Source organism: Microbacterium forte, assembly GCF_031885415.1.
Classification (GTDB): domain Bacteria; phylum Actinomycetota; class Actinomycetes; order Actinomycetales; family Microbacteriaceae; genus Microbacterium; species Microbacterium forte.
Window position 1 is genome coordinate 2994572 of the sequence record NZ_CP116871.1, and the last position, 11533, is coordinate 3006104.

The following is an 11533-nucleotide window of genomic DNA, read 5'->3' on the forward strand; positions in this document are numbered from 1 at the left end:
CATGACCCGATCCGTTGCTCTCGAGCTCGCCGTGCAGGACCCGACCGGAGTGCGCATCGCCGGCGCTGTCGGCGCCGTGCGCGTCGAGCTCGCTCAGGCTCTGCCTCTCGGCGGCCTCACTCCGTCGCCGGCGACCCTCGACCTGTCGATCGACGCGGCACGAGCCGTCGGGGTCGAGGTGCATGTGCTCGTCCGGCCCCGAGCCGGCGGTTTCACCTACTCCGCCGACGAGATCGCGATCGCAGAGAGCGATGTCCGCCGTGCGATCGAGGCGGGCGCCGACGGTGTCGTGATCGGTGCGCTCGACGAAGAGGGGCTGCTCGACATCCCCGCCATGCGGCGCCTGCGCGACGCCGCCGGCGGAGCATCCGTCACCCTGCATCGCGCGATCGACGTGACTCCCGACCCCGTGGCGACGCTCGTCGCCGCCAGGGATCTCGGCCTTCGCCGTGTGCTCACCTCGGGTGGCGCCTCGGTCGCGATCGACGGCATCGACACCCTGCGCGCGCTCGTCGCCGAGGCGGCCGGAGAGATCGAGATCATGGCGGGCAGCGGAGTGGATGCCGCCAGCGCTCCCGCCCTCGTCGCAGCGGGCGTCGACGCTCTGCACTTCTCCGCCAAGCGCATGGTGCACGAAGACGGCGGAGTGCGCATGGGGTCGGCATCGGACGGCGTCGGTGGATACGAGGTCACCGACCTCGCGATCGCCCAGGGCGTCATCGCCGCGCTGTCGAACTGAGCCGCATCGCGCGGTCGAGCTGAGGCTCGTCCCGCAGTCGCCCTGACGCATGTCGCGCACCCTCAGTAGGGTGGGGGCGTGACCGATACGCGCGAATTCACGGATGCCGACGGCATCGCCATCGTCTACGACGTGCACCCGGCGGTGGGCGATGCGCGGGGAGTCGTGCAGCTGCTGCACGGTGTGGGCGAGCACGCCGGGCGCTACGGGGCGCTGATCGCCGCGCTGACCGAGGCCGGCTTCATCGTCTACGCCGACGATCACCGAGGGCACGGTCGCACCGGCATCCGCCAGCACGGAGGCCCCGCCAAGCTCGGCCGCCTCGGCAAGGGCGGACTGCGCGCGGCGCAGGCGGCGATCTGGCAGCTCACCGGCATCATCAAGGACGAGCACCCCGACCTGCCGCTCGTGCTGCTCGGACACTCGTGGGGATCGTTCCTCGCGCAGATGCTCGTGAACGACCACCCCGAGGCGTGGGATGCCGTGATCCTCTCGGGGTCGGCTCTGCGCACACCCGGATCGCTCAACGCGGCACCGCTCAACGCCCGCTGGGCGGCGGACGACGCCACCGGCCTCGAATGGCTGAGTCGCGACCCCGCCGTGTGGACCTCGTTCGATGAGGATCCGCTCACCACGGATCAGCCGCTTCTGAAACTGTTCGGCCCGGTCGAGGCGGCCAAGCTCTACGGTCGCCCGCGCAAGGACCTCGGCCGCGACATCCCGCTGCTGCTGCTCGTCGGCCGCGACGACCCGGTCGGCGGCCCCCGCAGCGTGCACAAGCTCGCCGACGAGTACCGCACGCGATCGGGGCTCATCGACATCACGACGCTGGTCTACCCCGATGCGCGTCACGAGATCTTCAACGAGCTGCAGCAGGACGAGGTGCGGGCCGACATCCTGTCGTGGCTCGACACCCGCATCCCTCCGCGCTGAGCCGTCGCGCGGCGGAGCGGGCTTCTGTCCGGTCGTTGAGCGAGCAGCGAAGCAGCGAGACGAAACGTGGCGAGTGCACGCAATCGGCTCACTGCGTTTCGTCTCGGTCGGCTTCGCCGTCCTCTCTCAACGACCGGGGTCGGGCGCCTTTTCGCGCGTCCGAGTGTTACGCCCGATGAACCCCCGTTACAGCGGGTGAATCCGCGTGACGTCATCCCGGCATACCGGTCTTCCCTCCGCATAGATTCGCGGCGAGAGGCAGGTGTGGGGTGGGTTTCGAAGACGAGTGGCGTGCGTGGCATGACTCGCGGGAGCGCTATGCCGGCGCCGAGTACGGCCCGGCCGCGCTCGAGTCGACGAACTGGCTCATCACCGAGCCCGCTGCCGTCGAGGGGGTGCCCGGGCTCTGGGCGCTCACGGGAGACGGAGGGATCCGCGGCAGCGATCTCGGCACCACCGGGTCGGTCGTCACGCTGAGGGGCCGTGACACGCTGCGGCTCGGACGCCGCGAGCTGCGCGTCTTCGACAGGCGGGGGGAGGTGGCGCTGCGGGTGTTCAACCCGAGGCGGCCGGAGCGGGAGCGGTTCAGCGCGATCGACGCGTATCCGCCTCGGAAGGGATGGCGGATCGCCGCGGTGTTCGAGCCGACGCCCGGCGAGACGATCACCGTCACCTCGGTGGATGGTCGCTCGCACGAGTCCGACCTCGCCGGTCGGCTGCGGTTCACGCTCGACGGCGTCGCGGTGGCGCTCGCCGCGACCCGCACGCCCCAGGGCGGCCTGAGCGCGATCTTCGCCGACGGCACCAACGGCACCGAGACATATCGCTTCCGCTTCCTGCCGATCGAAGAACCGGCATCCGACGGCTCCGTGGTCATCGACTTCAACCGCGCATACCTGCCTCCGTGCGCCTTCTCCGATCAATACGTGTGCCCGCAGCCGCCGCCGGGCAATCGCTTCTCGGCGCCGATCCGCGCGGGCGAGCGGGCTGTCGTGCTCGGGCGGTGAATCCGCGGCGGACCGCGCCCCAGCGACGGCCTCGCCTTAAGCTGTAATCGTGCACGGTGAATTCAAGGTTCCAGGAGGAAAGCTCGTCGTCGTCGACCTCGAGGTCGAAGACGGGAGGATCGCTCGCTTCCGGCTCGCCGGCGACTTCTTCCTCGAACCCGACACGGCACTCGACGACATCGACCGGGCGGTCACCGGACTGCCGGTCGAGACGGATGCCACGGCCATCGCCGCGGCGGTGCGCGGTGCGCTGCCCGAGGGTGCGCAGCTGCTCGGGTTCACTCCCGAAGCCGTCGGCACGGCCGTGCGTCGAGCACTCGTCACGGCACCGGGGTGGAACGACTTCGACTGGGAGATCGTGCACGAGAAGGCGGTCTCGCCGCGCATGAACCTCGCGCTCGACGAGGTGCTCACCTCTCGGGTCGGTGAGGGGCGCCGTCGTCCGACGCTGCGCATCTGGGAGTGGGACCAGTCGGCCGTCGTCATCGGCTCGTTCCAGTCGTACCGCAACGAGGTCGACCCCGAAGGTGCTGCCCGCCACGGATTCGACGTCGTTCGCCGCATCTCGGGCGGTGGCGCGATGCTCATGGCCGCGGGGCAGATCATCACCTACTCGCTCTACGTGCCGGCATCCCTCGTGCAGGGCATGACCTTCGCCGACTCCTACGCCTTTCTCGACGACTGGGTGCTGCAGGCGCTGCGCTCGCTCGGCATCGACGCGATCTACCAGCCGCTCAACGACATCGCCAGCTCCTCGGGCAAGATCGGCGGAGCCGCGCAGAAGCGCCTCGCCAACGGGGGAGTGCTGCACCACGCGACCCTCTCGTACGACATCGACGGCCAGACGATGACCGAGGTGCTGCGCATCGGCCGCGAGAAGCTCAGCGACAAGGGAACCACCTCGGCGGCGAAGCGGGTGGATCCGCTGCGCAGCCAGACCGGACTCTCACGGGCCGAGATCATCGAGCGCTTCAAGGACACGTTCCGCTCGCTCACCTCGGCGGAAGACGGCGCGATCAGTGCCGACGAGTATGCGGACGCCGAGGCGCTGGTCGAGTCGAAGTTCGCCACGGACACGTGGCTGCATCGGGTTCCGTGACCGACCCCTCGCCTGCACCTGCGTCTGATCCGGCGACGCCTGCCCCCGTCGTCCGCGGCGACGTCTCGATCATCCAGGGCGACAATCTCGCGGTCACGGCGACCCTGCCGTCGGCATCCTTCACGCTCGTCTACCTCGACCCGCCGTTCAACACGGGGCGCACGCAGGAGCGCCAGGTCGTCACGGCCCGTCGCACGTTCACAACTCAGCACGAAACGGGCGCCGACGGCGTCGCAGCCACGGAATCCCGCGGGTCGGATGCCGCAGCCGACCCGATTCTGCTGAATACTGAACCGGCGGGCCCCGGGGCCGAGGTGCGACACGGGTTCCACGGCCACGCGTACGAGCGGGTGCGCGGCATGCTGCGCACCTATGACGACCGCTTCGACGACTACGGCGCTTTCCTGATGCCGCGGCTCGAGGAGGCCTGGCGGCTGCTCGCCGACGACGGCACGCTCTATCTGCACCTCGACTACCGCGAGGCGCACTACGCCAAGGTCATGCTCGATGCGGTGTTCGGCCGTGACTGCTTTCTCAACGAGCTCATCTGGGCCTACGACTACGGCGCGAAGTCGCGCCGCCGCTGGCCGACCAAGCACGACACGATCCTCGTCTACGTCAAGAACCCGCGCGAGTACGTGTTCAACGCCGACGACATCGATCGAGAGCCCTACATGGCGCCCGGCCTCGTCACGCCCGAGAAGGCCGCACGCGGCAAGCTGCCCACCGATGTCTGGTGGCACACGATCGTGCCGACGACCGGACGTGAGAAGACGGGGTATCCGACGCAGAAGCCCGAGGGAATCCTGCGGCGCATCGTGCGGGCATCCAGCCGCCCCGGCGACCGCGTGCTCGACCTCTTCGCCGGCAGCGGCACGACCGGAGCCGTGGCCTCGGCCCTCGGGCGCGACGCCGTGCTCGTCGACGACAATCCCGAGGCGGTGCGCGTGATGACCGAGCGGATGCCGCACGCCGTGGTGTCGCGCGTCGGGGAGTAGGAGGGGCATCTTTCGACGCACCCGCGAATGTCGGAAACTCTGACTACTGTCGCGGTATGACCAGTTATACTCTTCCCATGAAGACGGCGATCTCCGTGCCCGATGGCGACTTCGCTCGTTTCGAACGCGTGGCTGCGCGACACGGCATGAACCGGTCGGAGTTCTTCCAGCTCGCCGGGCGACGACTGGCTGATGAGTTGGAAGGCTCTTCGGACCTGACCCGTATCGCGAACCAGATCTTGGCTCAGGCCGATACCGATGCCGACGATGAGTTGTTCGTGCGAGGCAACGAACAGCGGCTGCGCGAGAGCACCGACTGGTGATCCGCAGAGGCGACATCGTCTGGGTCGACTTCGGGATTCCGCGAGGCTCGGAACCGGCGAAAGTGCGTCCGTCCGTTGTAGTGCAAGAGGACTGGCTGCTCGACACGAACGTCACTACCGTCCTCGTCGTGCCACTGACCTCGAACACCGCTCTCGAGGGGTTTCCGGGCAACGTACTGGTGCCGGCCGCGGCGTCAGGGCTCGATCGCGACTCGGTGGCGAACGTGAGTCAGATCGGTCCGGTCACACGCGAGTTCGTCGACACCTACCCGGCCGGCCACCTCGCGCCATATCTGATGGCGCAGATCGGGACCGGCATCCGTCTCGTCCTGGGAGTCTGAGGCGCCCGTCGTCACGTTTCATGCCGATCCCCTTCCGGTCACGCATGAGATGAAGATGGCTGCGGAGAGAAGGTGATCGCTATCGTGGGCGTCACCACCGAGCGGAGGGCTTCCCATGGGCGAGCACGTGAATGTCGACAATTTCGTCGTGGCGGAGACGGCGCGGATGTTCGCCGCCCTGCAGGCCGCGGCGGGCGGGGTGAACACGTTCCGCCACAATTCCGAGCCCGCCCCGATCGACGAACAAGCAGTGGTGCGCCTGAACCGGGACACGCTGTACAGCTTCGCCATCGCGGATATCAATGCGGGGGCGACGCTGACGCTTCCCGATGCGGGAGACCGTTACATGTCCGCGATGATCGTCAACGAGAGCCACCTGATCAACCGGATCTTCCACACGGCCGGTTCGTTCGAGCTGACACCCGAGGAGTTCGGCTCACCTCACGTGCTGATCGCCGTTCGCATCCTCGCCGACCCGGATGACGAGGCCGACCTGGCTGTCGTGGGAGATCTGCAGAAGGGGATCAGCGTCGAAGCGCGCTCGTCGGCCCCATTCGTCCTCGCCGAATACGATGCCGAATCGCTCGAGGAGACGCGCGGCGCCCTGTTGACGCTCGCGAAGGGTGTCGGCGGGTACCGCGGGATGTTCGGCACGGCCGAGGAGATCATCCCGGTTCGGCATCTGATCGGCACAGCATCCGGCTGGGGCGGGCTGCCCGAATCGGAGGCCGTCTATGTCGGCGTCGACACCGCACTCCCGCCAGGCAGCTACACCATGACGATGAGGGATGCGCCGGTCGATGCGTTCTGGTCGATCTCGGTCTACAACGCCGAGGGGTACTTCGAGCCCAACGTCGCCGGTCGCTACACGATCAACAGCATCACCGCGGAGAAGGCGCCCGACGGTTCCGTCACGGTCCGTTTCGTCGACGATCCCGACACCCGCACCCCGAATGCGATTCCTGTGCCTCCGGGGTGGAACCTTCTGGTGCGTCTCTACCGTCCGAAGGCCGCCTACTTCGACGGCAGCTGGACCGTGCCGCTGATCACCGCCGACTTGCCACGCACGCCGTAGTTTCGCGGAGTCCGGTGTGAGTGAGTCTCGGCGTGCGAGTGAGTCTCGTCGTGACAGGGTGAGAGTCATGACCGAGTACGTCGAGGTGCAGACCGCCGCGGGGCGGGTTCGAGGGCGCTGGCGCCCGACGACGGGAGGGCGCGGGGCTCCGCGATCGGCCGCGTTCCTCGGCATCCCGTTCGCCGAGCCGCCGATCGGCGGACTCCGATTCCAGGCACCGGTGCCGAAGGCGCCGTGGGAGGGCGTGCTCGACACGCTCGAGTTCGCGGCGACCGCGCAGCGCGGCGACCCCGGTGTGACGCTGATCCCCGAGCCGAGCGTCGAGGGCGACTCGACCCTGAACGTGAACGTGTTCACGCCCGACCCCGAGGCTTCGGGCCTGCCCGTGCTCGTCTGGATCCATGGCGGCGGATACTTCGCCGGTTCGCCGGCTAGCCCCTGGTACGACGGCCGCAACTTCAACCGCGACGGCGTCGTCACCGTGTCGATCTCGTACCGGCTCGGCGTCGACGGCTTCGGCTGGATCGAGGATGCTCCGTCGAACCGCGGCGTGCGCGACTGGCTGCTCGCGCTCGAATGGGTGCAGCAGAACATCGCCGCATTCGGCGGAGACCCGAGCCGCGTGACGATCGCGGGACAGTCCGCGGGCGGCGGGGCGGTGCTCACCCTGCTCGGCATGGAGAAGGCGCAGCACCTGTTCCACGCGGTCTACGCGATCTCGGGGGCGTTGGGCGATGTGTCGGCGACTCGCGCCGAGGCGTTCGGGCGTGCGCTCGCCGCCTCGGGTGGGGTGGCTCCGACAGTGGCCGGACTGTCGACGCTGTCGGACGAGCGCCTGCTCGCGCTGCAGAAGAAGGCGACCCAGCTCGGGCCGTCGTCACTGACGACCGTGATCGAGGAGGGGCTGCCACTCGGCCCGACGATCGACGGCGACCTGCTTCCGCGGCCGACCCGGGAGTCGTTGCGTGCCGGCGTCGGTGCCGACAAGCCACTGGTGATCGGCGCGACCGACGACGAGTTCACGATGGCGTTCGCGGGAAAAACGGCGAAGGCATTGCGGTGGGTACCGCAGTCCGTGCTGCTGAACCGGTTCGGTGTGCCCAAGAGCATCCGTGCCGAGTATCTCGCCGCGAATGCCGACGTCGTGAGTCTCGGCAAGGCGCGTCTCGCGGGCCGGGTGCTGACAGATCGGATGTTCCGCACCACCGTGCCGGGCATCGCGGCCGACCGTGGCGATGCCCCCACATGGCTCTACCGCTTCTCGTGGCCCTCGGGACGCTTCGGTTTCGCGGAGCACTGCCTCGACGTGCCGTTCTTCTTCGAATGCCTCGACGGCCCGTCGATGGAAGCCCTCGCGGGGCCGAACCCGCCCCAGGAACTCGCTGACGACGTGCACGGCGCCGCGGTCGCGTTCATCACCACCGGCGATCCGGGGTGGGGCAGGCACGACGGGGATGCCGGTGTCGTGCGTGTCTACGACCGGCCCACCCGCGACGTCGATGATGCCTATGCGTCGGTGCGGGCGCTGCTCTGAGCCGAGCGGCCGCCCGCCGCGGCGGCCGGGCTCATGTCACGCGGTAGGCGCGGTAGCGCACGGCGTCCGCCTGCCGCTGGGCGACGGAGAGGAACAGCGAACGCTGCAGGTGCGCGAGCCCCGGTGCCGAGGTCTCGATCTGCACCGTGGTGCGGAAGTAGTACGACCCGGCGTCGACGTCTTCGCCGCGGCGCAGCTGCTCGAGCACGTCGGGGGTTCCGGTGCGGAGCCCCTTCGCGTGCAGCAGCAGCAGGTCGCCGTCGGTCGTGCGCGCCGAGTAGCGGCCGTCGATCTCGATCGTGCCGTCGGAGCGGACGATCTGCCAGTCGGCGCCACCGGGCAGGATCTCGGCGTCGACGGCACCGGTGACGCGGCCGCCGAGGATCGGCACGACGCGTCTGTGACCGACACTCGTGCTGCCGTGGTCTTCGAGCGGCCCGAGTCCGACGGTGACGTCGAAGGCGAACTCGAAGGTCGGCACCGGGAGCAGATCGTGCGGGTCAGGGCTGCCCGTGGAGTCGATGCTCATGCGACCGGGGTGAGCGACGCGCGCTCGTTCAGTACCGACGGCAGGAAGCCGGCGGCGGTCTTGTACCCGGTCGCGATCTGCTCGCGTTCGGCGAACGGGATGACGTCATCGATATCGTCGAACCCTTCGGGTGCACGCTCGGCCGCGAGCTGCATCACGCGCTCGGGACCGGTCGCCCTCGTGCTCGCGAGCAGAGCCGTCATGGCGGGGCGACGGGCGGCCTCGTATCCCGCGAGTGCCTCATCGATGTCGCCGGCGGTGGCGAGATGGAAGGCGAGGGTGCGGGCGTCGAGGATCGCCTGGGATCCGCCGTTCGATCCGTTCGGGTACATCGCGTGCGCGGCGTCGCCGAGCAGTGTCGTGCGCCCGAACGTCCACTGCGGCAGGGCGTCGCGGTCGACCATGGGGTATTCGAGGATCTCGTCGGCCGTGGCGATCGCCGTCGGCACGTCGAGCCAGTCGAAGTTCCAGTCGCGGAAGAGCTCGGCGATGGGGGCAGGATCGATTGCTCTGTTCCAGTCGGCGTCGCCCGTGCCCTCCACGCGGCGTTCGGCGATGAAGTTGACCAGCATCCGCCCGTCCGCGTCGACCGGGGCGAGAGGGTAGGCGACGAACTTCTGGTCGGCGTCGCCCGCCATGATCATGGTGCGCCCGTCGAGGAACGCGGGGATGCGCGTCACTCCGCGCCACAGCGTCAGCCCTCCCCAGGGAGGCGCTCCCTCGGTCGGGTACCGCAGCGCGCGCAGCGCGGAGTGGATGCCGTCGGCTCCGATGATCACGTCGGCGGTCGCCTCGACCGTGCCGGAGGATGTCTCGAAGGTCGCCGTCTCGGTGCCGTCGTCGTGGGTGGTGACGCCGATGAGGCGGTGATCGAGGCGGATGGGCTCGGCGAGACGCGCCTCGGCGAGGTCGCGCAGAGCGAGCTGCAGACGGCCGCGGTGCACCGAGAGCTGCGGCCAACGGTACCCGGCGTCGAGGCCGCGCGGCTCATGCCAGATCGGCTGCCCGAACCGGTTGTAGTAGGCCAGCGTGTGGGGCTCGACGCCCAAGTCGGCGATGGTGTCGGCGATGCCGAGCTCGGTCAGCTCGCGCAGGGCGTGCGGCAGCAGGTTGATGCCCACTCCGAGCCCGCGGATCGTGGCGCTCCGCTCGTAGACGCTGACGTCGTGCAGTCCGGCTTCATGCAGGCTGATCGCTGCGGCGAGTCCGCCGATCCCTGCGCCGACGATGATGATCTTCATCGATCTCTCCTGATCTCTGCTGCGTTCGGCCGCAGCGGGTGGGTGGGTGTGCCGGTTCTCAGGCGCGCATGTGGACCACGGCACCGCCGACGACGGTCACAGCGGTGCCCACGCTGATGAGCGCCTCGGTCGGGATCGCGAACGGGTCGACGGTCGACACCGCGATGTCGGCGCGGGCGCCGACGCGCAGCATCCCTCCTCCGCCCAGCACGAGCTCGGCGGATCTGCTGGTGTAGGCGGCGAGGGCCTCGGTGAGCGTGAGTCGCTGGGTGGCGTCGAGCGGTTCGCTCGGCGTGCCGTCGGGGCCGGGGAGCGTGCGGTTGACGGCCACGTGGATCGCGAGCCACGGATCGGCGGGCGACACCGGCCAGTCCGACCCCATCGCGATCGCGGCTCCACTGTCGGCGATCGCGCGGAACGGATAGCCGGCGCGCATGCGGGCGTCGCCGATCATCGGCACGACGGCCGGGTCGACCGATGCCCAGAGGCCCTGGATGTTGGCGGTGATGCCGAGCGGGCCGAAGCGGCGGGCGTCATCGGGGTGCACCATCGACAGGTGCGCGAAGTGGTGGCGCTGACCGGTGCCGTTGGCGCGGCGGGCGGCCTCGACCGCAGCCAGGGCGACGCGCACTCCGCGGTCGCCCATGATGTGCAGGTGCATCGCGAAGCCCTCGGCGTCGAGCGAGACGACGAGCGCCTCGAGTGCCTCGGCATCGATGTGCAGCTCTCCGCTGCCCGCGTGGCTGCAGTAGGGCTCGAGCAGGGCGGCGGTCTCGCCGTGGGGCACGCCGTCGACCATCGCCTTCGCAGTCGATGTGTCGAAGCCCGCTGCGGCGTTCGCGGCTCGGAGCGCGACGAAGCGCTCGACCAGCGCCGGCACCTGTGCGGCCGTCGTGCCAGGGGGCACCCACAGTGCGCCGGACGTGCGACTGCGCAGACTGCCGTCGGCGATCGTCGCGACGTAGGCCGCGGTGCAATCGGCCTTGCCGTTGTACTCGCCGAGAATCGCCTCGTGCCAGCCGGTGATGCCGAGGGTCCACAGGAATTCCTGCGCGTTGAGAAGACCGGCCGCGATCTCGGCATCCGTGCTCGGCGGAACGATCCGCCCGACGAGCTCTGCCGCCGTCTCGTTGAGGTACCCGGTGGGGTCGCCCTGCTCGTCGTGGTGGATGTGTCCGTTCGGGGGAGCGGGAGTGTTCCGGTCGACCCCAGCGAGCTCCAGCGCGCGCGAGTTGACCCACAGCGTGTGGTGTCCGGCGTCGCTCAGTGCCACAGGGCGGTCCGGCACGATCGCGTCGAGCATCTGCCTCGTCGGGTGGGGGAACAGCTCGTGGCTCCAGCCGCCGCCGGTGATCCACTCGGCATCCGTCGCGTTGGCCGCAGCCACGATCAGCGACAGCGTCTCGTCGACGCTCGCAGCCGTGGTCAGGTCGCAGCTGAGCCGCTCGACACCCGCGAACGCCGCGTGGATGTGCGCGTCGACGAACCCGGGCAGGATGCCGCCGCCTACGGCGTCGATCATGCGGGTGTCGGGTCCCGCGAGGGCACGGATCTCGTCATCCGATCCGATCGCGATGATGCGCTCGCCGCGGATCGCGACGGCCGTGTCGGCGGTGCCGATCCGGCCGTCGAACACGCGACCGTCGACGATGCACACGTCGGCGGGAGAAGTGCGGGTCATGGTGGTGCCTCTCGTCGTTGCGGCCTCGCCGCT

General features: G+C 69.4%; 12 protein-coding genes. 9 read left to right on the plus strand and 3 right to left on the minus strand.

Going from position 1 to position 11533, the window contains the following annotated elements:
• Window position 1: 1 nt before the first annotated feature.
• From OB895_RS14435 to OB895_RS14475, 9 genes are all read left to right on the plus strand, one after another.
• On the plus strand, window positions 2-739 hold the full coding sequence (locus OB895_RS14435; RefSeq protein WP_042537860.1) for a copper homeostasis protein CutC: 738 nt from the start codon (window positions 2-4) through the stop codon (window positions 737-739).
• Between the two features lie 78 nt (window positions 740-817).
• The gene (locus OB895_RS14440) at window positions 818-1672 is read left to right on the plus strand and encodes an alpha/beta fold hydrolase (protein ID WP_079113582.1); all 855 of its coding nucleotides are present in this window, start codon (window positions 818-820) and stop codon (window positions 1670-1672) included.
• Window positions 1673-1941: 269 nt separating this feature from the next.
• A complete protein-coding gene (locus OB895_RS14445) occupies window positions 1942-2679 on the plus strand; it encodes a DUF1684 domain-containing protein (protein WP_079113581.1) in 738 nt (245 codons plus the stop codon).
• A 49-nt stretch (window positions 2680-2728) separates the two neighbouring features.
• Window positions 2729-3778: a lipoate-protein ligase LplAB gene (gene lplAB / locus OB895_RS14450; RefSeq protein ID WP_079113580.1), complete on the plus strand. Its 1050-nt coding sequence runs from the start codon at window positions 2729-2731 to the stop codon at window positions 3776-3778.
• Window positions 3775-4776, plus strand: a complete 1002-nt coding sequence (locus tag OB895_RS14455; protein ID WP_079113579.1) for a DNA-methyltransferase — start codon at window positions 3775-3777, stop codon at window positions 4774-4776. Before lplAB ends, OB895_RS14455 begins: the two co-directional genes overlap by 4 nt.
• 77 nt (window positions 4777-4853) lie before the next feature.
• Window positions 4854-5099, plus strand: a complete 246-nt coding sequence (locus OB895_RS14460) for a hypothetical protein (RefSeq protein ID WP_042537868.1) — start codon at window positions 4854-4856, stop codon at window positions 5097-5099.
• Window positions 5096-5440, plus strand: a complete 345-nt coding sequence (locus OB895_RS14465) for a type II toxin-antitoxin system PemK/MazF family toxin (RefSeq protein WP_042537871.1) — start codon at window positions 5096-5098, stop codon at window positions 5438-5440. Before OB895_RS14460 ends, OB895_RS14465 begins: the two co-directional genes overlap by 4 nt.
• A 115-nt stretch (window positions 5441-5555) precedes the next feature.
• Window positions 5556-6515, plus strand: a complete 960-nt coding sequence (locus OB895_RS14470; RefSeq protein ID WP_079113578.1) for a DUF1214 domain-containing protein — start codon at window positions 5556-5558, stop codon at window positions 6513-6515.
• Window positions 6516-6582: 67 nt separating this feature from the next.
• A complete protein-coding gene (locus tag OB895_RS14475; RefSeq protein WP_079113577.1) occupies window positions 6583-8049 on the plus strand; it encodes a carboxylesterase/lipase family protein in 1467 nt (488 codons plus the stop codon).
• 31 nt (window positions 8050-8080) lie between these two features.
• Here OB895_RS14475 and OB895_RS14480 read toward each other — a convergent pair whose 3' ends face one another.
• Genes OB895_RS14480 through OB895_RS14490 form a run of 3 tightly spaced genes read right to left on the minus strand, consistent with a single transcriptional unit; the run spans window position 8081 to window position 11500 of the window.
• The gene (locus OB895_RS14480) at window positions 8081-8578 is read right to left on the minus strand and encodes a DUF3237 domain-containing protein (RefSeq protein ID WP_042537877.1); all 498 of its coding nucleotides are present in this window, start codon (window positions 8576-8578) and stop codon (window positions 8081-8083) included.
• Complete coding sequence (locus tag OB895_RS14485; RefSeq protein ID WP_042537879.1) at window positions 8575-9819, minus strand: flavin-dependent oxidoreductase; 1245 nt, start codon at window positions 9817-9819, stop codon at window positions 8575-8577. The genes OB895_RS14480 and OB895_RS14485 overlap by 4 nt, the downstream gene beginning before the upstream one ends.
• Window positions 9820-9877: 58 nt before the next feature.
• Entirely contained in the window at window positions 9878-11500 is a 1623-nt protein-coding gene (locus OB895_RS14490; protein ID WP_079114066.1) for an amidohydrolase, read from the minus strand.
• Window positions 11501-11533 lie beyond the last annotated feature (33 nt).